The sequence below is a fragment of the Streptomyces sp. NBC_01549 genome, from assembly GCF_026339955.1.
Classification (GTDB): Bacteria; Actinomycetota; Actinomycetes; order Streptomycetales; family Streptomycetaceae; genus Streptomyces.
Map to the genome: position 1 here is coordinate 7375265 of NZ_JAPEPW010000001.1, position 21148 is coordinate 7396412.

Genomic DNA, 21148 nt, shown 5'->3' on the forward strand with positions numbered 1-21148 from the left:
ACCAGTAGGTAGTCGACGCGGTGCGCCGATGGACAGGTCCGCGTTGAGCTTCGCGGTCAGGGGAGTGGCGAGAGAGGGAGCGTGCTGGGAGAGTCACTGCCCGGCAAGGGCCAGGAATCCGGTGAGCTTGTCCTGAACGGTTCGCAGGAGGTCGGGCAGTTCATGGACGCGGAGACCGCCTGGTGCGATGACGGATTCAATGTGCGTCGTGTCGACGAGGGTGCCGAACTGGTCGGTGCTTGCTGCGGTGAGGTCCGGATCGACACCGCCGAGACGAGGCCGGCACGGTTCTCCGTGACGAAGTGACGCCCCCACACCGGGGTCGAGAATGCAATTCTCGTAGGTTGGAGTGGTATTCTCGCAATGGTGGTGCCAGATGTCGGACGGTTGATGTGGGCAGCTACCCGGGAGTGCCGTGGCATTGCGGCGGGTCGAACGTCGATGATCTCGACGGGTTCATCGAACGCGGTGTGCCCGCGGGGGACGTGTACGGCACGGTCCCATCCCCGCTGGATCTGATGGACGGCGCAATGCGGGTATACGATCAGATAGTGCGCGGTGAGCAGGGCGGATTACCTGTACGGCGTCTTCCTGAAGGGCTGCGCGTCGGGTAGGTGGCGAGTCACCGCCTCCTGGCGCAGGCCCGGCGTCCGCCGGGAACTCCGGTCCTGATGAGCGCCGCGTAAGGAGTGCTCATGACCAGTCCACACGAGATCGATCCGCGCGCTCTCAATGATCCGCGCAACGTCTATCCGACCGACGAAGAGTTCTACGCGAGCGGGCGCCCGGCCGGTGCTGCACTGCCGGAGGACCGGCCCCGTGGAGGAGGGCCCGCGACGCCGCTGAAGCGTCGGGGGACGTGGGCGACTGTCGCGCTCGTCGCCGGCATCATCCTGCTGATCCTCGTCGGGATCGCATTGTTCCCGTGAGCGATCGAGCGTAGCCGAAAGCCACCGTCCCGAATGAGTGAGGTGGTGCGTCTCTGACCCCGTAGGACACGGTCCTGGATCGTGTCCTACGGGGTCACGGGGGCCCCGAAAGGAACGGGAGCCGGACACTGGGACCGGCTCCCGCCCCCTGAGGGGACCGCTCAGGTGCGGTAGGCGTAGTACGCCGCGTTCGGGTACGACGCGATGATGCTCGCCACCGACCTGTTGTAGGTGTTGGTGGAGTGGTACGTCACGTACGGCACGCCCTGCGGGCTGCGGTAGGTGACGATCATGCTGTGGTCCTTGGACCCGTCCTTGTTGAAGTCCATTTGCAGCACGTCGCCCACGTCCAACTGGTAGACGTTGGCGAGGCTGGTGACCCGCTTGGAGGACAGGGCGAACCACGAGAACTCGTTGACGCCGACGAACGAGTCCGACTGGATGTCGGAGGTGCCGAACCACTTGTGGAAGTCGTTCGTGTAGCCGGGGACGTGCTTCCAGCCGCCTGCTTTCAGGGACTGGCTGACGAAGTTGGTGCAGTCGCCCCCGGCACCATGCCCGTTGAAGTCCGGGTAAGCCGGGTTGTAGTTGTTCCAGTACTTGGCCGCGTACGCCGCCATGGCCTTGTAGTCGTAGCCGGAGGCCGAGAAGTTCTTCGGCTTGGCCGGCGCCGGCAATGTGGTGACGGAGCGGGTCGCCGTGGGCGGGGCGTCGTCGGCGGCGGTTTTCGGTGCCGCGGCGAACGTCGTCGCGGCGACCTGGTTGACCGCCACGCCGTCGTCGGTGTCGCGGACGCCGGTCAGTTGCCAGTCGCCCGTGCGGTCGGCCTTGAACGTCAGCTCGTGGTGCGCCTGGAAGCCCGTGGTCTTCGGCTCGTTGCCCTTGACCTTCTCGTACGTCAACGTCGTGGTCTCGGTGACGTCGACCGTGGCGTGACGACCTTTCAGCCGCGTACGGTCCAGCGAGACGCTCGTGTTGGCCGAGCTGTACCTCTCGCCGAGCGACTCCAGGCGGGACTTGCGGCCCCGCAGCTGTGACAGCGCGGAGTTCTCTTCGCGCGACAGCGTGGAGGACACCCGCACGTCGCCGGAGAACCGCGACGACAGAGTGGTGTTCCGCTTGGCCTTGCCACTGTCGACCAGGGCGTCCGTACGGTCGGTGAAGACCGCGTCCGCCAGCCGTTGGAAGGTGGCTTTGGTCGACGCGTCCACGGCGGGATCGGCGACACTCGACGCGCCCGCGGTCCAGTTGGGCAGCAGCGCCGCGCCGGCGACGACCGAGGCGGCGGCCGCCGTGACTATGCTCGCCCGTCGCCGCTTACGGCTCAGTTTCCTTGATCTCAATGATGTTCCCCTCTACGCCGGTACTCGAATACCGGGAGCCGCATCCTCGCACGGCATGTGCGGCTGCTGTGAAGGGGGTTGCCGAAGTGGCACAACCGCAACCTGCGAGGGGTCTCGGCTCCACCCTCGCGAGGGGCTGTCACCTCGACGCCTGCTCAAGCGCGGCGACTTGGCCCACGGCGGTCGCCTCGGCGATCGATCCGTATTCGGTACGAAGGGGCTCTTACCGGCGTCGGCGACACGCAGGCCGTGTGTCAGGCGGTGACGCGGGCGAGGAAGTCGCGGATGTACCCGGCGATCTCCTCCAGGTGGCTCTCCAGGGCGAAGCGTCCGGACTCGATGAGGTGGATCTCGGCGTCGGGCAGATCGCGCTGGAACGCGCGGGCTCCGGCGGGGCCGAAGATCTCGTCGTTGGCGCCCCACACGGCCAACAGCGGTACCTGGCTGTCGCGGAACTACTGCTGCAGTTGGGGGTAGAGGGCGACGTTGGCCGGATAGTTCCGGAACAGCGTGAGCTGGATGGCGTCGTTGCCGGGGCGGTCGAGCAGCGCCTGGTCGATGGTCCAGGTGTCGGGGCTGACGAGGCTCGCGTCCGCGACCCCGTTGAGGTACTGCCAGCGGGTGAGTTCGAGGGTCAGGGCCCCGCGGAGGGGGCTTCGTTCTCGGGCGTCGGGTTGGGTCCACGGATGCTGGGTGAACCTTCAGGAGGGTGCCTCACAGATCCAGAAGGACATCGGTGGTGGGGATGCTGCAGCACGGCAGCGCTTCACCCGGGGCGGGATCCTCCAGGGGCTGCGTCGTGTACTCGACCTGACCGGTGAGCAGGGGAGTGGCGCAGGTGTGGCACACCCCCGTACGGCAGGACCAGCGCGTGGGGACATCGCATGCCTCCGCCAGCTCCAGAAGGGTCGCGTACCGGTCGGACCAGCCGGTTGACAGGCCGCTGCGGGTGAAGGTGACCGAGGGCCCGGTGCCCCGTGGGCCGGGCGGCTGGTGAGGATGTCCGGAACCTGTGTGGGTGATGCCGGGGTTGATGGCTGCCAGCGCTCCGAAGACTTCAGTGTGGATGTTCGAACCGTTCAGCCCTGTTAGCTGGAGCCCGGACGTCACCGCCGACATGAAGCCCTCGGGGCCACATAGATAGGCGTGCGCATCGGCGGGAATGCCCAGCTCTCGGATGCCTTCGCTGGTCATGCGTCCGTGTGTGATGCCCGGCCCCTCGGCGATCTCGAGGTCCGGGGCGGTGTAGTAGATGAGGGCGCGGGCTTGGGGCAGGCGGGCGAGGAGTTGCCGGGCCTCTTCCGCGAAGGGCTGTTGGCCGGGGTCCCGTGCGGTGTGCACCCACCACACGGCGCGGGAGCTGTGGTCGAGGGCCAGTCGGTACAGCATCGCCAGGACGGGAGTGACGCCGATGCCGGCCGAGAACAGCGCCACGGGTGTGTGTTCATCGGCGAGTACGAACGTCCCGCGAGGGGCGGCTGCTTCGATGACGTCGCCTCGGTGCAGATGCGTATGGAGCCAGGTGCTGGCCGTGCCGTGGTCTTCGCGTTTGACGCTGATCCGGTACTCGGCGGTATCGGGCGCGGAGGACAGCGAATAGGAACGCACCAGTCCGGGTCGGCCGTCTCCGGGGATCCGTACGGTCAGGTACTGGCCGGGCGCGGCCAGGGGCAGCTCCTGTGAGTCCGCGGCCCGCAGGTGGAACGAGGGCACCGTGGGGGTCTCGGGCACGACATGGGTCACGCGCAGCTGTCTGGAGCCCGTCCAGCCCGGCGCGGCGGGAGCGGGGCCGGGCGGCTGGTCGAGCCGCCCGCTCATCTCCTGGAAGGACTGCTGCCATCCGGGGCTGAGCGCCTCGATCGCCAGGGCGGCACGCAGTCTGGCCGGATCGGGGTCCGGAAGGTAGAGCAGGGCATCGGTGTCGGCGACGGTCAGCGACCCTCTGCCGGTGCGGGTCCGTGTGATCCGGTCTCCCGCCCGGACCCGGCCCTCGGTGATGACGCGGAGGTAGAAGCCGGGGCGGCGATGGGCGACCAGCAGGGAAGCCATGCGCGGTTCGTTCAGCCGCATGCCGACGCGGTAACAGGTCACGCGCGGCTGGGTGACCTCGAACTCGGCTTCGCCGATGCGGTAGCGGTCGCCGATGCACACCTCGTCGTCCGCCAGTCCGTCGAGGGTGAAGTTCTCCCCGAACGGGCCGAACTCCAGATCGTCGCGCTCGAGAACCTTGCGCCAGTACGCGTAGGACTGCGTCTGATAGACGAGGACTGCCCGCTGCTCCCCGCCGTGCCCCTGAAGGTCGCCCTGGCCGTCTCCGTCGACGTTGAGACGGCGCACCATCAGGGGGCCGTCGACGGGATGTTTCCACGCTCCCGTGTGTACCGTCCTGCCGCGCCAGGGCACGTCCTTCGGTCGTCCCACGTTGAGTGAGCGCAGGGTCGCCATCTCATCCTCCTGGTGCGGTGCGGGAGGCGAAGAAGCCTATAAAAAGGTACAAAAGTAGTGTGAGTAAGAATCCCGAAATCCCGCAGAACATGGAGAAATGGGCTGACCGGATCCGGACGGTCTCCTCGACTTCCGATCCTCAGGCGGCCCGGAAGCTGGCCGGTGACATCTACCGCGCCGCACAGGAAGATCTCGATGCCGAACGTGCCCGGGCGGAGTACGAACGCGAGGAATGAGCCTGTCCGCCCCGTCGATACATCACGCCTCACGGTGAGGGGCGACCCTCGCCGCGAGGCTCGTCGCCAGGCTGATGCCGGTCAAGGGCACGGTCTCACCGCGCAAAGCCGCTTCAGCGGGAGAGGACCTCGTCGGTTCCGAGGCCGCGGTCGACGCCGTGAGGCACCACCTGCTGTCCCGGTTCGAGGTGCAGCCGCTCACCGTCGAGGTAGACCTCGACCTTGTCGGGCTCGAAGCAGACCATGTCGTCGACGCGCCCGACCTCGGTGTAGGCCTCGCGGTACGACCATGCCGCCTTCTTGGCCTCGCCGATGTCGTAGTAGCTGGCCAGCCCCTTGTAGGGGCAGAACGTCTGACCCTCCACCGGCGTCAGTTCCTTCTCCTGGATGTCCTCGCGCGGCACGTACCACCGCGGCGCGAACCCGGACTCGTAGAGCACCAGCGGCCGGATGGTCCGCGCGATCACCCTGTCCCCCGAGCGCACCTCCAGGGTGCGGGACGTGTCGCGGATGTCGATGCGGTGATAGGCGTCCGCCGCGTGCCCGAGGATCCGTTCGTCCTCCTCGTAGAAGGCGTCCATGGCCCTCCAGGCGAAGGCGACACGCCCCTCCAGCTCGCCGGCGTACGGGGGCAGCCCCGTGAACTGCCACGCCGCACGTTCGGTGCGACGGCCCCTGACGTCCACCGCGAACCAAGACGTCTCGCCGAGCTCGCGGTGCTGGGTGGTGCGCCGGCTCGCATCGAGAACGTCGGAACGCAATGCCGAGAGCGGGAAGTAGGCGACGGGGTAGCGCCCCGGTTCGTGCAGCAGGACGACGTCCTCGCTGTCCGCGATCCATTCCCCGCCGAACCTCACCCTCATCCGGCGTCGGAGCCGCTCCGCGAAGAGCAGTCGCTCCAGCGGTGGCTCAGGGGTGAGGAACCTTCCGAGTGCTGTGGAGGAGAGCGGTCCTTGCTGCCATGACAGTCCCATGGCCGGTTCCCCTCTTTGAACGCGGGCGCCTCTGTGGGTGCCTGGTGGATGCGGTGTGATCTCGACTTCCTCGCGATGCCCCCCTGCGGCTAATGGATAGATTGAGCGTAGAAGCATTAGAAGACTCTCACAAGGGCATGCGGTGTCATGTCAACCCCTTACTTCTCGATCGACACTTCGCCCGATCGACTCCCGGTACCCATTCATCTGACTAATGGGTACTCTGATGTCGTGAGCATTCGAGTCGGTATCGATGAGCTGCAGTCGGCCGGGTTCCCCATGGGTGGTGAGCCGCTCGTCGCGCTGGACCTGGCCGACACGCTGATGACGGTGACCGAACCGGCTACAGACCTCATCGGCAGCCGGGAGGCCTCCGCGACCTGGTGGTCTCTGCAGTCCGGAAGCCTGCCGCCAGGGCCCGTACCCGACGCCGCGGCCGTACGTCGGCTGCGTGCGGCGATCCGCGACGTCCTGGACAGTCATCTCGAGGGTCGCGCCGCGCGGCCCACTTCGGTGGACGACATCAACGCCGCCGCCGCGGCGGCTCCCGTGAGTCCTCGTCTGGTCGTGACGGCCGACGGCCCCCGAGGCGAGAGGCGCTGGCACACCGAACACGGCGGGAATGCCGCGTTGGCCGCCATCGCCGCGGAGGCCGTCGGGCTCCTCGCCGACAGTGAACGGCTCCAGCTCCTGCGCCGCTGTGCCAACCCGGCCTGTTCGATGCTCTTCCTCGCCGAGAACAAGCGGCGCAAGTGGTGCACCAGCAACATCTGCGGCAACCGCGCACGGGTCGCCCGCCACTACGAGCGAACCCACACCGATTGAGACGGCGGTGTCTGACACGCCGAGCGGGTACCCCGGCCCGTAGGAGTGCTCCTGCCTCCCCGGCTGGACGGCGGCACCACCCTCGCCGCCCGCGCTGCCCCGCAGCAAGACGATCCGGTCCAGGGCATGCCTGTCGGACCGGAAGTCGGCCTGCTCGCCATCGACTTCGCCGTCCGGCGCGGGGTCCGCGTCAGCGGAACCCTCACCGCCGACGGGCGCCACACACCGCGGATCGACGCCGACCAGGTGTACGGGAACTGCCGCTCCCCTCCCGGGAGACCAGCACCAGCAGCCCATACCCAACCCATACCAGCCCCATGACCAGCAACTTCAAGAGGAATCAGCTCCATGCTCGTCAGCCGTCCACCCGTCGTCCGGAGATGCTCTGCCACCCGGCGAATGTCCAGTTGTTCCAGTGTCCGGGCGCGCACCATCAACGCCCGGCTGGTCTTCGCTTCCGTGTCCGACCGACGTTTCAGCACGGTCACTTCCCGGCCGGCTTCGGCCAAGGTCGCCGGCAAGCAGTGGGCCGACCGAGCCTGCGCCCACCTGCGTCGCCGGTCTGAACGGCCGGCGCGGCCGCCACCGAGCCGTGTCAGGCCGAATACGGCGGGCTGGGCCCCACTTGCCCGCTACCGCGAGACTGCCCGGCTCCTGCCCGACCTCGTCAGGGCCGCGTTACGCCACTCGCGGCGGAAGGGGTGGCGTTTCCGCCGCGTCCGATGTGCGCTACGTCTCATCCGTGGGCTGTTATCCGGGGTGCGCGGCTGGTGTCTCCATGCCGAGTCCACAACGCGAGGGAGACATGATGAACGGGATCGTCGAGGTGGTCGTCGTCGGCGGCGGCTACGGTGGTGTGACGGCGGCCAACAGCCTGGCTCGGCGCGATGGCGTGTCGGTGACCGTGGTCAATCCGCGTCCCGATTTCGTCGAGCGGATCCGCCTGCATCAGCTCGTGACCGGCTCCGATGACGCGGTCGTGGGCTTCGGTGAGGTTCTGGGCGGGAACGTCCGGCTGGTGGTCGACACCGCGACCCGGATCGACGCTGCCGAGCGCCGGGTGTCGCTGGCGGGCGGTGGCACGGTCTCCTACGACTACCTCGTCTACGCGGTGGGCAGCGGCGCCTCCGACCCCGACGTGCCCGGAGCGGCGGAGTTCGCTCATTGGGTGTCGGACCTCGAGGGGGCGGAACGACTGCGGTCGGCGCTGGATGCGACGCCCGCCTCGGCTCCGGTGACCGTGGTCGGGGCCGGCCCGACCGGCCTGGAGACCGCCGCCGAGCTGGCGGAGGCGGGCCGCAAGGTCACCCTGGTCTGCGGCAATGTGCTCGGCCCCTCCCTGCATGCCCGAGTCCGCCGCCACGATCCTGCGCCGGATCGCGGGGAAAACACCCGCTCCCGTCCGGATGTTCTTCGCCGGGCAGTGCCTCAGCCTCGGTCGGAACGAGGGCGTCACCCAGTTCTCCTACCCGAACGACAGGGTGAACGCGCTACGCATCAGCGGGCGCCCCGGTGCCGGCGTCAAGGAGATCGCCTGCCGGTTCACCCTCAACAAGTTGGTGTCCGGGGCACGCAAGGCCAGTTCCCGCGCGTCCCACGGCGACAGCACCGACCACCTGGAATCGCCTCAGCCGCAACACCGCACGACGCCGTCCAACACCTGACGCCGCAAAGCACACGCCGCGGCCTCGTAGGCCGTGGCCGGGCGCCGGGGCGCCATTCCCACCAGCCCGCCCACCCCGCGTGGCCTGATCAGTGGGGAGGCTGCTGCCGACGACCCCGTCATCAGACCGGGTACATGTTCCACGGCCTGCTTCCGGCCCACGGGGCCGACCATGAGAGAGCGAAGCGCACGACATGAACGACCACGTCACCGACCCCGCGACGGAGGCCTTCGTCGCCCACCGCGACCTGCTGTTCACCGTCGCCTACGAGATGCTCGGATCGGCGGCGGACGCCGAGGACGTCCTCCAGGAGGCCTGGCTGCGGTGGGTCAAGGTCGACCTGGCACAGGTGCGGGACCAGCGCGCCTACCTGGTACGGATCACGACCCGGCAAGCACTCAACCGGCTGCGCACCCTCAAACGGCGCAAGGAGGCCTACGTCGGCCCCTGGCTGCCCGAGCCCCTGCTCACCGCGCCGGACGTGGCCGAGGACGTCGAACTGTCCGAGAACCTGTCGCTGGCACTCATGTTCATCCTCGAAACCCTCTCACCGACCGAACGCGCCGTCTTCGTGCTGCACGAGGTCTTCGACATCGGCTACGACGACATCGCGGCCGCCATCGACAAGAGTCCCTCCGCCGCACGCCAGATCGCCTACCGCGCCCGCCAACACGTCGACGCCCGCCGGCCGCGCACACCGGCTTCCCCGGAAGAAGCCCGGGAAGCGTTGAATTCGTTCCAGCGCGCGCTCGTTACGGGGGACTTGCAGGGGTTGCTCGACGTACTCGCCCCGGACGTTGTTTTTGTCAGCGACGGCGGCGGCCTCAGGCTGGCGGCCCTGCGGCCGGTCGTCGGCGCCGACAAGGTGATCCGTTACATGGCCGGCAGTGTCGACAAGGCCGGCGGCACCCTCACCAGTGAGCCCACGACGGTCAACGGCAACCCCGGACTCATCCTGCGTCTGGACGGCGTGATCGACGGCGTGCTGGCCTTCAGCGTGGAGAACGCCCGCGCCACCGGCCTCTACTACGTCCGCAACCCCGAAAAACTCACCCGCGTTGAGTCCGAAACACCCCTCACCTCCCGCTGACCGTCTCCCGCGACACGGCCGATCGAGGTGCGCGGTAGCGCAGGCGTCGCGGAACAAGCCGCTGACTGCCGCCGAGAAGCAGGCGAACCGGCTGGTCAGCCGGGACCGGTGGGGACCTTACGGCCGTAGCCGGGCAGCCGCCCGCGGACGGCTGCCCGGCGTCCAGTCACGCGCCGGTCGGCGCCGCCTGCTGCACGACCTCGAACGACCACAGCGTGGACCCGCTCGCCGCCGGCTTGGGGCGCTCACCACTCCCCGCGTCACCGCCCTGATGGGCCGCCTTCATGGGGCCCTCCATCCAGGCCTGGAAGGACTCCTCGTCACGCCACCGCGTGTAGACGAGGTAGCTGTCGGTGCCTTCGACGGGGCGGAGGAGTTCGAACCATTCGAACCCGTCGGAGTTCTCCACGGCATGGGCACGGGAAGCGAAGCGCTTCTCCAGTGTCTCCCGCTGCTCGGCCGGGACGGTCAGTACGTTGATCTTGACTACGCTCATGGCCCCATCCTGCCGCACGGCGCTCCGCGGACGAGGAGCGGCTCGTGCATGACGCTCGTGCATGACGCGATTCCGTCGGGCGCCGTCGTGCGCCCGCCGGGACGCGGCCACTCGGCGGTGCGTCGAGTGAGGACCACCCCATCGCTGTGTGTCAACGACCCGGCCGCTGGTGCCGGATGCGCTGGGCGACTTCGCTGTTCTCGGTCTCCCACCACGGACGTACGAGTTCCGACGCCTGTGCCGCTCCGGGTGTGCGCGCCGCCGGGACCAGCTCCGCCTCCAGACGGCGGTCCAGTGCGACGGTCTCGGCGCGTTCGGTACGGGCCCACTGCGCCAGGATCGCGAGGAGGAAGGGCAGCGCCACCAACTCGGCGATGCCGATCATCGCGCCACCGCCGAGCTGCTGGTCATGGAGCACGTCCGGTGCCCAGGACGGTGCGTGACGGAGGTACCAGGCCCCGGCGATGAGCGTGCCGTGTGTCATCACCACGATGCCCGGTACGGCGTCGATGATCCCGTCGAGGAACACCAGCGCCGCCCGGACCGGATGTGAACACCACCCCGGCAGCGCCTCTTCGCGGGTGAGCATCGGCAGGACGAACAGGCTTCCGGCGAGCAGCAGGTGCAGATACATCACCTCATGCAGCCAGTCGTGGCCCAGGGCGGTCTCGAAGTACGGCGTGAAGTACACCGTCAGCTCCGTCGTGAGGACCAGAGCCGTGCTCACCAGCGGGAAAGTGAGCAGGCGTAGCAGCCGTCCGGTCAGCGCCCGCTGCACACGTTCGGCGGCGTGCTCGGGCAGGGAACGCAGTGCCAGCCGCAGTGGATCGCCCAGGGCCAGCCCGAGCGGTGCGACCAGGTCGAGGAGGACGTTCTGGACGGCGGCCGGCCAGAACAGCGCGTGGTCGTACACGGCCAGCGCGGACATCGTGGCCACGACGAGGGTGCCCAGGCCGAGCAGCGCGAAGGCGGCGACGTGCGCCATGGGCCAGGGTTCACCCCGGCGTTTCAGCCGCAGCACGCCCCAGCCGTACAGTGCGCCCAGGGCGACGACCAGCAAGAGCGCGGGCACGTCCAGCTGCCATGAGGCGAAGAGCCGCCCCACGGTGGGCTGTGGCGGATTCTCCATCGCGTTCTACCTCCACGGCATGCCAGATCTGCCGTGGCACTCTATGCCGCGCACGACCGGCCCCGGCCCGCGCACACACCGGACTCGCCGCCGTCACACCGAGCTCATACCCAACCCACACCGAGCACGACGTGCCGACGGCCATCCGCGCGACGTTCAGGCGCTCGGGTCCGGTCTTCACCAGTTTCCGGGGCGGACGTAAGGGCGCGAATCCTGCGGCCTTGACCTGGGGCGGGGGCGTACGAATACGGTTGCCGGGCTGTGGGCCGGGCACCTACGGTCAGCCGTATGGACGGTGAATCGACGCGCGCGGCGCGGTTGCTGGGGGCTCAGGCGAGGGCGGCCGAGCTGTTCGCGGAGATCGAGTCGCGCGGGCTGGTCGCCCGTGGGGAGGGCGAGCGGGCGGTCAGCGACCGGATCCGCGATCTGGCGAACGAACTGTTCGGCACGACCCGGCACTGGCACAAGCGGATCGTGCGCTCGGGGCCGAACACACTGGTGCCGTACAAGGAGAATCCGCCGGACCGGGTGATCGGCGCCGACGACATCGTGTTCGCCGACTTCGGGCCGATCTTCGAGGAGTACGAGGCCGACTTCGGGCGGACGTTCGTGCTCGGCGACGATCCGGTCAAGCGGCGGCTGCGCGACGACCTGCCCGAGGTCTTCGCGGCAGGGCGCCGCTTCTTCGAGAGCGACCCGGAGATCACCGGCAAGCAGCTGTACGCCGAGGTCGAGCGGCTGGCGGCGGACGCCGGGTGGGAGCTGGGCGGCTGGCACGCCGGGCACCTGGTCGGCGAGTTCCCGCACGAGACCATCGACGGCGCGGACGTGGAGTCGTACATCGCGCCGGGCAACGACACCCCTCTGCGGCGCACCGACAAGGCCGGGCGCCGCTGCCACTGGATCCTCGAGATCCATCTCGTGGACCGTGCAAGGGGGTTCGGAGGCTTCTACGAGGAGCTGCTCGACCTCGGCTGAGCCGCCGTCACCCCTGCCGCGCCGAGGGCCTGGGCCACTCCGCCTTCGACCTGGCCGCGGCACTGCCGCAGGGTGGCGTTGCCCGCGACGACCACGCCGGTGGAGGCGAAGGCGCCGGTGTCGTGCTTGACGACGTCGGTGTCGGACTGGCGGACGGTGATGCGCTCGACGGTGACGTCGGGGCGGGCCCGGTCGGCGGTGACGGGTTCACGCCGCGGCAGGGCTGATTCGAAGGTCGCGGACATGACGCGGACCGTCTTCGGGCCGTACTCCCGCCCGCGCTGCATCGGTTGGCGCCACCGACACCTCCGTTTCCTGTTCGCCGGAGACGAGCAGCGGAGTTGTCCCGGGGGCCGATCGAGGACGGGGCGCGACCGCATCTCACGATCGACGCCTCGCACGCAGCCGGCCCGCTCCGCTCCTGGCTCGACATCAGCAGGACCCCCGCCGACCGGACCCACGAGGGCGAGACCGCCTGACGGGCCACTCTTGACAGGCGGTACTTGGCTGCACGCGCTGAGTGCCCCGCCGTGGGCCAGGGCCTAGATACGCAGCAGCCGTTGCGTGATCTCCCTGTACTGCCTCAGCGCGTGCCTGAGTTCGTCGGCGTGTGTCTCGGGGTCCTGGTCCTGCCAGCCCGCGTGGAGGTCACGCCGCCGTTCCGCGAGGACGCTCATCAGCTGGGCGGTGACCTCGTCGAATGCGGTCTCGGCCTCTTCCAACGCCTCCAGCGGGCTGTCGGCGAAGGTGTTGAGGGCGTGTTGAAGGTGCTGGGCGAGCTCGGCCCGCGCGTCCGAGGGGAGCAGCGGCTCCGGGCCCGGCGTACGACGCTCGGTGGAACCGGGCTGTTTGTCCGGAGGCTGCTGGGCGCGTGACTGGTCGTACATCATCGTGTGCCACTTTCCTGTACGTCGTGCCGGCCGGGGCGCCCTGGGCGGGGCCGCGTCTTGCGCAGGTCCGAAGGGTGCTTCACCCGTCGGCGATCACGGCTGCCATGGTCGGTGGAGTGTGCCACCGGAGTGGCACGTGCTCCGCACCGTGCTGTCAGTCAACGCTCGGCAACTGGCCGTGTCAACGTGATGTCGACAGACGCGAGTTCGGGCGGCTGGGCAGGGACATGGATGGGTTGCAGGCGCCGGTGGAGCCTGGGATCCGGGCGCCGTCCAGGACGTACAGGCCGTTGTGGCCGAGGACGCGGCCGTTGTGGCCGACGGCGATTCCCGTGGGTACGCCACCCAGCGAGCGTCAGGTCGAGGGGGATGGGCGAGCCCGTGTGGACGAGCGTGGGGGGATGGGGCTGTCCGGGTCGTTTCCGCCGACGCGGGCGGGTCCGCCCTGCTGGGACTCCAGCCATGATCTGTCGGCCGTGGATCGTGGACCTGTGCGGCCCGGGCTGTCATGGGTGGGTGAGTTCATTCGTGAGCGCTGTGCGCTCGGGTCCCTTCTCGACCGTGGGCCCTCGGTAGGTCGTCCGACCGTCCTCGCTGCCCCGCGCTCGGCTCGGACCAGGCGGGACGGGAGTGAGAAGAGCGCCGCTCGTGATCCGACCGGATAATGGTGAGCGTCATGGCTGGGATCGAGGAGAGCGGCCAGGGGGCGACCGTCGCATGGGTCGATCCCATGGGCGACCCGTTTCTGCGCACGCGGTTCGCCCTGCCGACGAGGCCGGCCACGTTCCTGCGGCGGGAGCGGCTGGTCGGACACCTCGACCAGGCTCTGCTGACACCGTTAACGGTGGTCAACGGCGCGGCAGGGGCGGGGAAGACCCTGCTGGTCGCCGACTGGGTCACGGGGCTGGGGCGGCCGGTCGCCTGGTTCACCGCCGACGCCGGGGATCAGCGGCCCGGAATGTTCTGGGCGTACGTGCTTCAGGCGCTGCGGGCCTCGGGCGTGCCGGTCCCCGGCGAGATCCGCTGTCCCGCCGACGCGAGCCGGGTGGACCGCAAGCTGCTGGCACGGCTCGCCGCCGAGCTCAGCGGACGCGACCGGCCCGCGCTCGTCGTGCTCGACGAATACGACCGCGTGAGCGCGCCGGAGATCGCGGAGCAGCTGGAGTTCGTCCTGCGTCATGCCGGACCGGGGATGCGCCTCATCCTCGTCACCCGCACCGAGCCGCTGCTGCCGGTGCACCGTTACCGGGCGGCCGGCGATCTGACGGAGATCCGGAACGCGGAACTGGCTTTCACGCCGGAGGAGGCGGCCTTACTCCTGGAGCTGCACGGCCTGCGCCTGCCCGCGCACGCCGTGGGGGCACTCGTGGATCGCACCGGGGGGTGGGCGGCCGGCCTGCGGCTGTGCGCCCTGGCCGCACGGGAGAGCCCGGATCCGCAGACGTATCTGAAGGAGTTCGAGGCAGGGCGGAGTACGGTCGCCGACTACCTCCTGGCCGAGGTGCTCAAGAGCCGAACGGCCGAGACGCAGGACCTCCTGCTGCGTGTCAGCGTCCTGGAGCGCCTCTGCCCCGGTCTGGCCGACGCGCTGACGGAGCGTACCGACGCCGAGCCCGTTCTGGCCCAGTTGCACCGCGAGAACGCGTTCGTCGAGGACCTCGGTCACTCGTGGTACCGCCTCCACCCCCTGTTCAGGGAGATCCTCCGGGCCCATCTGCGGGTGCGCTGTCCTGGGCTGGAGCCCGAACTCCACCGGCGGGCCGCCCGGTGGCTGCTGCGCTCCGGATCCCTCCCGGAGACGATCGTCCATGGCGCCGCCGCGGGCGACTGGGAGTTCACGGCCGGTGCCTTCGTCGACGACCTGGCGATCGGGCAGCTCTTCACCGGGCTGCGCCGCGACGAGCTGACCGGGCTGTTCTCCCGGATGGGACCCGAGGCCACGAGCCCCGCGACCGACATCGTCCGAGCGGCCGGGGACCTGTCCCGGTGCGACCTCGACCGGGGCCTGGCCCGTCTGCACCACGCCGAGGCGAGGCTGGCCACGGACGTGCCCGACCCGGCCGACGACGCGCCCGGCCCGGCGGCGGCAATGCTGAGCTGTGCGCTGCTGGAAGCCCTGGCGGCCCGTATAGCCGGCTCCCTGGACCAGGCGGAAACGGCCGCGGAGGCGGCCGAGGAACTGAGACGGGTGGTTCCTGCCCACCTCTTGGAGCAGCATCCCGAACTCACCGCACTTCTGTTGACCCATCTGGGCTCGACGCGTCTGTGGGCCGGGCGCTTCGAGGGTGCGCGCACCGCGCTGTCCGCGGCGGCGGGATGTTCCGGCGGGGCCTCGACGGCGCTTGTGCGAGAGGAGTCCTTGGGTCTCCTGGCGCTGATCGACTACCTGAACGGCTGGCTCGGCAGGGCGGAGCACAAGGCATCGGCGGCGGTGACCGATTCCGAGCGGTTCGGTCTGTGCGGGCCGTCCGGCTCGGGCATCGGGCGGCTGGTCCTGGCCGCCGTGGCTGTCGACCGCGACGAACTCGCTCAGGCCCGGGCCCTTCTCGACGAGGCGGTCGGCTCGCGCCTTGCGGTACGGGACCCGGTGACGGCCGCTGCCCGGTCCATGGTGACGGCACGTCTGCTGCTGGCTCGAGGCAAGACGCGAGCCGCCCTGGCAGCGGTGGATCCGGCGGTCGTCGCGGACGTGGCGTCACCCTGGGCGCGGGCTCATGCCGCCCTGGTCGCCTCCGTCGCGCACCTGGCCGAGGGCCGGCCGGACATGGCCGCCGAGGTGTTGCGACAGGTGACGGACGGCCAGCCGGCCTGTGTGGTGCAGGCGGCGCGGGCCCAGCTCGCGGCGGGCCGCCCCGGTGCCGCGCTCGACCTGCTCGACCGTCTGCGCACCGAGGGCGCGGCCGGTCCGGCGGTGACCGTGCGGGCCACGCTGGTACGCGCGCAGGCCGTATTGGAGGCCGGGGACTTCGCCGCCGCGGGCAAGCTTGTCGGCCAGGCGCTCCTGGAGGCCCGGCGTGAGCGACTGCGGCGCCCCTTCATCGAGGCCGGACCGTGGATCCGACGCCTCCTGGGGACGGCGCCGCTGCGGCCACTGGCCGCGGGCTGGTTCACGACCGGCGAGCCGCCCCGGCCCGAGGCGCCCGCGCCGCTCGTCGTGCAGGAGTTGAGCGGACGCGAGCGCGACGTTCTCCAGCGACTGGCCCAGATGATGTCGACGGAGGAGATCGCGGCCGACCTCTGCGTGTCGGTGAACACGGTCAAGACCCACCTCAAGAGCGTCTACCGGAAACTGGCGGTGAACCGGCGCAACGAAGCGGTGCGCCGGGCGCGCGAGCTGCGGCTGCTGTGAGCCCGTGCCGGTGAGCACCCTCGCCCGTCACGGGTGAGGCGCGGGGCGAACCGTTCGGATGCGATAGGAGTGGCGGCCGAGCATGCGGGCCGCTGCCCGGCCGGATCGACGGCTGCCCGGGCCGACTCGGTGCCCGGAACCCGTCCTTCACCGTGCTGGGCCACCTGCCGACCGGACGGGCGGGTCGTCCGAAGCATCCCGAATCGGGCGATGCTGCCGATGCCCTGGGCCCGGTGCGCTGAATCGGAGAGAAGGCCCTGATGTCCCGGACCGAACCTGCCGCGGCCTCGGCGGCCGACGCCGACCACCGGGCACAAGCCGACTACACCGGTGGTGTCTACGGGTCCATGCTCGCCGCATCGGTGGTGATCGGCACCGGCACGCTGGGCTCGTTCCCCCACCTGGAGCTCGCGGTGCTGCTGTTGGGCACCGGTGTGGCGTTCTGGATCGCGCATGTGCACGCGCAGCTGTTCGGGGCGCGTCTGGCGCGGCAGTCCCTGGACCGGCGGACCGTCATCGAGGTGTGCCGCGCGGAGTGGCCGATCGTCAAGGCCGCCGTCCCGCCGACCGTGGCCGTGGCCGTCAGCCCACTCCTGGGCCTCGGCCTGCAGGGCACCTTCTGGCTGGCGCTCGCCGTCGCCGTGGCCGGGCAGGTGGGCTGGTCGGCGGCCGCGGCACGTCGTGCCGGGGCCTCCTGGTCCCTCACGGCCGTCACTGCCTTGATCAATCTGCTGCTCGGCCTGCTGATCATCTCGTTCAAGGTCTTCCTGACCCATTGAATCGCGCCCATGGGAGCAGCTCATGCGCTACGAGATCCGTGTCGACGGACATATGTCGGAGACGCTGACCAAGGCGTTTCCGGAGATGGATCACGTGGTGATGTCCGGTCAGACCGTCCTGTTCGGCCCCGTCGTCGACGAGGCACAGCTGTACGGGCTGCTGGCCCGCTGCCAGTCGCTGGGACTGCACATCGTGGAGATGCGCCGACTACCGGAGTGACCGGACGTACGCCGTCCCCGGGATACGGACGATCACCCGCCGGGGGTGACCCGGCAGCCGACGGCGTGCGGGACGCTGACCCGGTGACATCCCCGCACACCGTCCCGTCGGCGGTCCGGCGACGACCCGCTCGACCGCGTGAGGAGGAGCCATGACCCAGTCGCGTGGTCCGGCACCAGGTACCGAACCGGGGCCCAGGCCCGAGGGGGCGGCCTCCGCGCCACCCGCCGACCCCGAGGAACTGCTGTCGGGACTCGGCCGCTCATGGACCTGGATCCTGGGTTCGGCGATCTCGACGCTGGTGCCGGGCGTCCTGGTCCTGGTGTGGCCGGAGGAGACCCTGCACATTCTCGCGGTACTCATCGGTCTGTATCTGATCGTGACCGGGGCGTTCCGCTTCGTGGCGCTCTTCGGCCGGCAGGGGCACGGCGAGCGGCTCCCCGGGCTGCTGGTTTCGGTGCTGTTCGTCCTGGCGGGGGTGCTGTGCCTGAGGAACCCGCTGCAGACCATCGCCGCGCTCTCGCTGATCGTCGGCGTCGTCTGGCTCGTGTCCGGCATGTTGACCGCCTACACGGCCATGGCCATGACGGACCTCCCGCACCGTGGCGTCGTCTTCTGCGCAGCGGCGCTCGGCATCGTCGCGGGGGTCGTGGTGCTGGCCCTGCCGACCGAGTCCGCCCGTGCCCTGACCCGGCTGCTCGGCCTCTGGCTCGTGCTGCTCGGCCTGATCGAACTCGTCCTCGCCTTCGCCTGGCGGGCCGCACTCCGCCGCGCACGCGCGGTGGACCCGTACGGCTCCGCCCAGCCGCGCTGAGACCGCGCACGAACGCTCACCTCACCCGCCTCGGGTGAGGCTGCACGACCCTTGCCGTGCGCATGGTGAAACGGCAGGCACGACCGCCGGGCGAACGCCCGGAATGGAGGAGTGACATGAGCACACAGATGTACCTGGCGTACGACTACCCGCTGCTGAGCGTCTTCTGGAGCATGCTGTGGTTCTTCCTGTGGATCATGTGGTTCATCCTGCTCTTCCGGATCATCGTCGACATCTTCCGTGACGACGAGCTGAGCGGTTGGGCCAAGGCCGGCTGGCTCCTGTTCGTCATCCTCCTGCCCTTCCTGGGTGTCCTCGTCTACGTGATCGCCCGAGGCAAGAACATGGGTCGCCGAGAGGTGAACCAGGCCCGCGCGCAGCAGGAGGCCTTCGACTCCTACATCCGGCAGGCGGCGGGCGGCGGAATCAGCAGTGTCGACGAACTCGCCAAGCTGTCCGAGATCCGGGCCCGCGGCGACATCACGGACGACGAGTTCCGCAGGGCCAAGGAACTCGTCCTGAGCGGTCACGGTCCGTCCAGCGGCTCGGGCACCGCCACCTCCGGCCACTGAGCGCCGGACGAGACGACGCCGGGCAGCACGATGACGGCGGGTTCGCTCACAGTGCGAGGGTGAACCAGGTGGTCTTGCCGTCGTCGGTGGGCCGTACACCCCAGTTGTCGGCGAGCGCGCGGACGAGGATCAGCCCGCGCCCGGATTCGTCGTCGTCGGCCGCGAAGCGGGGTTGGGGCAACTGCGGGCTGTGGTCGCCGACTTCGACGGTGAGATCCGTGGTCGTCCGGCACAGGTGCAGCCCGATGGGGCCCTGGGCGTGTTGGACGGCGTTGGTGAGGACTTCGGACAGCAGCAGCCGCGCGTCGTCGGCTCTTGTGGTGCAGCCCCAGGAGGTGAGGGCCTTGCTGAGGAAGGCCCGGCCCTCGGGGACGGAGTCGGGGACCGCCGGAAGGTCGACGGTGACGGCGGCCAGAGGCGCGTCGGGCAGCCGGGTCAGCAGCAGGGTGACGTCGTCGTTGTGACCTTCGGCGTCCGGCAGCAAGGTGGTCAGGAGGTGGTCGGCGGCCACTTCCAGGTCGGGAGCGGTGGTGAACAGCTCGCTCAGTGTGGTGGTGAGCCGGCAGAGCTGGTCCTCGATGTCGCTGCCGGGGGTTTCGATCAGCCCGTCGGTGTAGAGCACGAGGGTGGCGCCGGGCGGCATGACCGCGCTGCACTGCTGGTAGAGGACACCGCCCACGCCGAGGGGCGCGTTGACGGGCGCGGGCAACGCACGGGCGCCCTCGCCCGAAGTGGCCACCAGAGTGGGCAGATGTCCGGCGGAGCAGATCGTCACCTCGCCAGCGTCGGCCGCGATCACCAGGTAGCAGCAGGTGACCAGTTGGTCCGGGACGTCGAGGTCGGCGACGGCGGCGTCGAGGGCCTGCATGAGCTGGCGCGGCTGCATTCCGGTCTTGGCCAGGGCGTGCGCGGCGGAACGCAACTGGCCCATGACGGCGGCGGCTTCCAGCCCGCGTCCCATCACGTCGCCGATCAGGACGCCGACGCGGCCGGCACCCAGCGGGACCAGGTCGAACCAGTCTCCGCCCACCCCGGCGCCCTGGGTGGCGGGCCGGTAGCGGCTGGCGGTCGTGAGACCGGGGATGGCGGGCGGAGTGCCCATCAGACTGCGCTGCAAGGTCAGGGCGATGTGCCGTTGTTGTTCGTACAGGACAGTCAGCTCGGCTTCGGCCCGCTTGCGATCGCTGATGTCGCGGACGATGGCACACGCGCCGATGACCTTGCCGTCGGGGGCGCGGGTGGGCCACAGCGTGATGTCGACGTCGAGCAAGTCGCCGTACCGGGTGACCCGTAGTGTCTCGAAGTGCTCGACCTTCTCCCCGTCGCGCAACTGGTTCATCAGGGCGTCGATCTCGTGGCTGCAGTCGGGCGGGGCCAGGAGGGACACGTGCCGGCCCATGACCTGGGTCCGCGTGTATCCGTAGAGGCGTTGGGCGGCGGCGTTCCAGTAGGTGATGTGGCCGTCGAGGGTCTTGGCGAGGATCGCGTCCTGGGAGGACTCCACGAGCGCGGCCAGCTCGTTGATGCGTTCTTCGGCGGCCTTGCGGTCGCTGACGTCGCGGACGGCGGCGGAGACGAGGAGGCCGTCGGTGGTCTCCAGGGGGCTGAGGCTGATCTCGACGGGGAACTCGGTGCCGTTCTTGCGCAGGCCGTGCAGTTCGAGACCGGCGCCCATGGGGCGTACCTGGCGGTTGTCGGCGTAGCTGGTGCGGTGCGCGGTGTGGTGGGCTCGGAAGCGGTCGGGTACCAGTAAGTCCACTGAGCGGCCGAGGAGTTCCTTACGGCCGTAGCCGAAGAGCGCCTCGGTCTGGGCGTTGACGAGTCTGATCGTCCCGGTGTCGTCCACGATCACCATGGCGTCCGGCGCCGCCTCCAGCAATCCCCGGAACCGTTCTTCGGCGGCCTTGCGGTCGCTGACGTCGCGGACGGCGGCGGAGACGAGGAGGCCGTCGGTGGTCTCCAGGGGGCTGAGGCTGATCTCGACGGGGAACTCGGTGCCGTTCTTGCGCAGGCCGTGCAGTTCGAGACCGGCGCCCATGGGGCGTACCTGGCGGTTGTCGGCGTAGCTGGTGCGGTGCGCGGTGTGGTGGGCTCGGAAGCGGTCGGGTACCAGTAAGTCCACTGAGCGGCCGAGGAGTTCCTTACGGCCGTAGCCGAAGAGCGCCTCGGTCTGGGCGTTGACGAGTCTGATCGTCCCGGTGTCGTCCACGATGATCATGGCGTCGGGTGCCGCTTCGAGGAGCCCCCGAAATCTGTCCTCGGCGCCTCCCGAACCGGTGGCGCACTCCCCGGCACAGCAGGCCACCGCAGCGCAGCCCGAGACTGAGTTCGGTGCGGCCGAAGCCGTGCTGATCGTCTCTCCCACGTTCGCCGCCCCCCACGGACCCGCTGCATGGGGTCGCTCGGGCCATCTCA

At 69.7% G+C, this 21148-nt stretch carries 21 protein-coding genes and 1 pseudogene; 13 read left to right on the plus strand and 9 right to left on the minus strand.

Features of this window, described 5'->3' with window-relative positions; genetic code table 11:
* Positions 1-81: 81 nt before the first annotated feature.
* Complete coding sequence (locus tag OG819_RS32995; RefSeq protein WP_266652256.1) at positions 82-306, plus strand: hypothetical protein; 225 nt, start codon at positions 82-84, stop codon at positions 304-306.
* A gap of 389 nt (positions 307-695) precedes the next feature.
* Positions 696-929 carry a hypothetical protein gene (locus OG819_RS33000; RefSeq protein ID WP_266418610.1) on the plus strand — a complete coding sequence of 78 codons (234 nt, stop codon included), beginning with the start codon at positions 696-698 and terminating at the stop codon, positions 927-929.
* A gap of 161 nt (positions 930-1090) precedes the next feature.
* Here OG819_RS33000 and OG819_RS33005 read toward each other — a convergent pair whose 3' ends face one another.
* The 3 genes from OG819_RS33005 to OG819_RS33015 form a co-directional block, all read right to left on the minus strand.
* Positions 1091-2272, minus strand: a complete 1182-nt coding sequence (locus OG819_RS33005) for an amidase domain-containing protein (RefSeq protein WP_266652257.1) — start codon at positions 2270-2272, stop codon at positions 1091-1093.
* 254 nt (positions 2273-2526) lie between these two features.
* On the minus strand, positions 2527-2703 hold the full coding sequence (locus OG819_RS58690; protein WP_323139378.1) for a hypothetical protein: 177 nt from the start codon (positions 2701-2703) through the stop codon (positions 2527-2529).
* A 283-nt stretch (positions 2704-2986) separates the two neighbouring features.
* Positions 2987-4717 (minus strand): MOSC and FAD-binding oxidoreductase domain-containing protein, encoded by a 1731-nt coding sequence (locus OG819_RS33015; protein WP_266652259.1) that lies wholly within the window; start codon positions 4715-4717, stop codon positions 2987-2989.
* A 59-nt stretch (positions 4718-4776) separates the two neighbouring features.
* Between OG819_RS33015 and OG819_RS33020 the strand changes: the two genes are divergently transcribed.
* Complete coding sequence (locus OG819_RS33020; protein WP_266638626.1) at positions 4777-4953, plus strand: hypothetical protein; 177 nt, start codon at positions 4777-4779, stop codon at positions 4951-4953.
* Positions 4954-5066: 113 nt separating this feature from the next.
* Here OG819_RS33020 and OG819_RS33025 read toward each other — a convergent pair whose 3' ends face one another.
* Complete coding sequence (locus OG819_RS33025; RefSeq protein ID WP_266652261.1) at positions 5067-5927, minus strand: DUF427 domain-containing protein; 861 nt, start codon at positions 5925-5927, stop codon at positions 5067-5069.
* A gap of 231 nt (positions 5928-6158) precedes the next feature.
* Here OG819_RS33025 and OG819_RS33030 point away from each other — a divergent pair, with 231 nt between their 5' ends.
* The 3 genes and pseudogenes from OG819_RS33030 to OG819_RS33040 all read left to right on the plus strand — a co-directional run bounded on the left by OG819_RS33030 (position 6159) and on the right by OG819_RS33040 (position 9506).
* Positions 6159-6752 carry a CGNR zinc finger domain-containing protein gene (locus tag OG819_RS33030; RefSeq protein ID WP_266652263.1) on the plus strand — a complete coding sequence of 198 codons (594 nt, stop codon included), beginning with the start codon at positions 6159-6161 and terminating at the stop codon, positions 6750-6752.
* An 808-nt stretch (positions 6753-7560) separates the two neighbouring features.
* A pseudogene (locus OG819_RS33035) lies at positions 7561-8416 on the plus strand (FAD-dependent oxidoreductase).
* A 193-nt stretch (positions 8417-8609) separates the two neighbouring features.
* On the plus strand, positions 8610-9506 hold the full coding sequence (locus OG819_RS33040) for an RNA polymerase sigma-70 factor (protein WP_266652265.1): 897 nt from the start codon (positions 8610-8612) through the stop codon (positions 9504-9506).
* 166 nt (positions 9507-9672) lie between these two features.
* Here OG819_RS33040 and OG819_RS33045 read toward each other — a convergent pair whose 3' ends face one another.
* Both OG819_RS33045 and OG819_RS33050 read right to left on the minus strand, forming a co-directional pair.
* Positions 9673-10002: an antibiotic biosynthesis monooxygenase gene (locus OG819_RS33045; protein WP_168514843.1), complete on the minus strand. Its 330-nt coding sequence runs from the start codon at positions 10000-10002 to the stop codon at positions 9673-9675.
* Between the two features lie 151 nt (positions 10003-10153).
* Positions 10154-11131 carry a cytochrome c oxidase assembly protein gene (locus tag OG819_RS33050; RefSeq protein WP_266652267.1) on the minus strand — a complete coding sequence of 326 codons (978 nt, stop codon included), beginning with the start codon at positions 11129-11131 and terminating at the stop codon, positions 10154-10156.
* A gap of 288 nt (positions 11132-11419) precedes the next feature.
* On the opposite strand from OG819_RS33050, the gene OG819_RS33055 reads away from it, so the two are divergent.
* A complete protein-coding gene (locus OG819_RS33055; protein WP_266652269.1) occupies positions 11420-12109 on the plus strand; it encodes a M24 family metallopeptidase in 690 nt (229 codons plus the stop codon).
* On the opposite strand, the gene OG819_RS33060 is transcribed toward OG819_RS33055, so the two are convergent.
* Positions 12082-12354: a molybdopterin cofactor-binding domain-containing protein gene (locus OG819_RS33060; protein ID WP_266638622.1), complete on the minus strand. Its 273-nt coding sequence runs from the start codon at positions 12352-12354 to the stop codon at positions 12082-12084. The two genes, OG819_RS33055 and OG819_RS33060, sit on opposite strands and share 28 nt — an antisense overlap.
* A gap of 96 nt (positions 12355-12450) precedes the next feature.
* Between OG819_RS33060 and OG819_RS33065 the strand changes: the two genes are divergently transcribed.
* A complete protein-coding gene (locus OG819_RS33065; protein WP_266638621.1) occupies positions 12451-12588 on the plus strand; it encodes a hypothetical protein in 138 nt (45 codons plus the stop codon).
* Between the two features lie 63 nt (positions 12589-12651).
* Here the strand turns inward: OG819_RS33065 and OG819_RS33070 are convergent, their stop codons facing one another.
* On the minus strand, positions 12652-12999 hold the full coding sequence (locus tag OG819_RS33070; RefSeq protein WP_266638620.1) for a hypothetical protein: 348 nt from the start codon (positions 12997-12999) through the stop codon (positions 12652-12654).
* A gap of 676 nt (positions 13000-13675) precedes the next feature.
* Between OG819_RS33070 and OG819_RS33075 the strand changes: the two genes are divergently transcribed.
* From OG819_RS33075 to OG819_RS33095, 5 genes are all read left to right on the plus strand, one after another.
* The gene (locus OG819_RS33075; RefSeq protein WP_266652271.1) at positions 13676-16348 is read left to right on the plus strand and encodes a LuxR C-terminal-related transcriptional regulator; all 2673 of its coding nucleotides are present in this window, start codon (positions 13676-13678) and stop codon (positions 16346-16348) included.
* Positions 16349-16608: 260 nt separating this feature from the next.
* The gene (locus OG819_RS33080) at positions 16609-17127 is read left to right on the plus strand and encodes a hypothetical protein (RefSeq protein ID WP_266579363.1); all 519 of its coding nucleotides are present in this window, start codon (positions 16609-16611) and stop codon (positions 17125-17127) included.
* A 22-nt stretch (positions 17128-17149) separates the two neighbouring features.
* A complete protein-coding gene (locus tag OG819_RS33085) occupies positions 17150-17347 on the plus strand; it encodes a hypothetical protein (protein ID WP_266418638.1) in 198 nt (65 codons plus the stop codon).
* Between the two features lie 151 nt (positions 17348-17498).
* The gene (locus OG819_RS33090) at positions 17499-18161 is read left to right on the plus strand and encodes a DUF308 domain-containing protein (protein WP_266652274.1); all 663 of its coding nucleotides are present in this window, start codon (positions 17499-17501) and stop codon (positions 18159-18161) included.
* 116 nt (positions 18162-18277) lie between these two features.
* A complete protein-coding gene (locus OG819_RS33095) occupies positions 18278-18733 on the plus strand; it encodes an SHOCT domain-containing protein (protein ID WP_266638616.1) in 456 nt (151 codons plus the stop codon).
* A 46-nt stretch (positions 18734-18779) separates the two neighbouring features.
* Here OG819_RS33095 and OG819_RS33100 read toward each other — a convergent pair whose 3' ends face one another.
* The gene (locus OG819_RS33100) at positions 18780-21038 is read right to left on the minus strand and encodes a PAS domain S-box protein (protein WP_266638781.1); all 2259 of its coding nucleotides are present in this window, start codon (positions 21036-21038) and stop codon (positions 18780-18782) included.
* Positions 21039-21148: the final 110 nt, after the last annotated feature.

Bases quoted from the DNA above. Each gene is read 5' to 3' on its own strand.
- OG819_RS33000 (WP_266418610.1), top strand. From the start codon at position 696: ATGACCAGTCCACACGAGATCGATCCGCGCGCTCTCAATGATCCGCGC.
- OG819_RS33015 (WP_266652259.1), bottom strand. From the start codon at position 4,717: ATGGCGACCCTGCGCTCACTCAACGTGGGACGACCGAAGGACGTGCCC.
- OG819_RS33025 (WP_266652261.1), bottom strand. From the start codon at position 5,927: ATGGGACTGTCATGGCAGCAAGGACCGCTCTCCTCCACAGCACTCGGA.
- OG819_RS33040 (WP_266652265.1), top strand. From the start codon at position 8,610: ATGAACGACCACGTCACCGACCCCGCGACGGAGGCCTTCGTCGCCCAC.
- OG819_RS33045 (WP_168514843.1), bottom strand. From the start codon at position 10,002: ATGAGCGTAGTCAAGATCAACGTACTGACCGTCCCGGCCGAGCAGCGG.
- OG819_RS33050 (WP_266652267.1), bottom strand. From the start codon at position 11,131: ATGGAGAATCCGCCACAGCCCACCGTGGGGCGGCTCTTCGCCTCATGG.
- OG819_RS33055 (WP_266652269.1), top strand. From the start codon at position 11,420: ATGGACGGTGAATCGACGCGCGCGGCGCGGTTGCTGGGGGCTCAGGCG.
- OG819_RS33060 (WP_266638622.1), bottom strand. From the start codon at position 12,354: ATGTCCGCGACCTTCGAATCAGCCCTGCCGCGGCGTGAACCCGTCACC.
- OG819_RS33070 (WP_266638620.1), bottom strand. From the start codon at position 12,999: ATGATGTACGACCAGTCACGCGCCCAGCAGCCTCCGGACAAACAGCCC.
- OG819_RS33075 (WP_266652271.1), top strand. From the start codon at position 13,676: ATGGCTGGGATCGAGGAGAGCGGCCAGGGGGCGACCGTCGCATGGGTC.
- OG819_RS33080 (WP_266579363.1), top strand. From the start codon at position 16,609: ATGTCCCGGACCGAACCTGCCGCGGCCTCGGCGGCCGACGCCGACCAC.
- OG819_RS33085 (WP_266418638.1), top strand. From the start codon at position 17,150: ATGCGCTACGAGATCCGTGTCGACGGACATATGTCGGAGACGCTGACC.
- OG819_RS33090 (WP_266652274.1), top strand. From the start codon at position 17,499: ATGACCCAGTCGCGTGGTCCGGCACCAGGTACCGAACCGGGGCCCAGG.
- OG819_RS33095 (WP_266638616.1), top strand. From the start codon at position 18,278: ATGAGCACACAGATGTACCTGGCGTACGACTACCCGCTGCTGAGCGTC.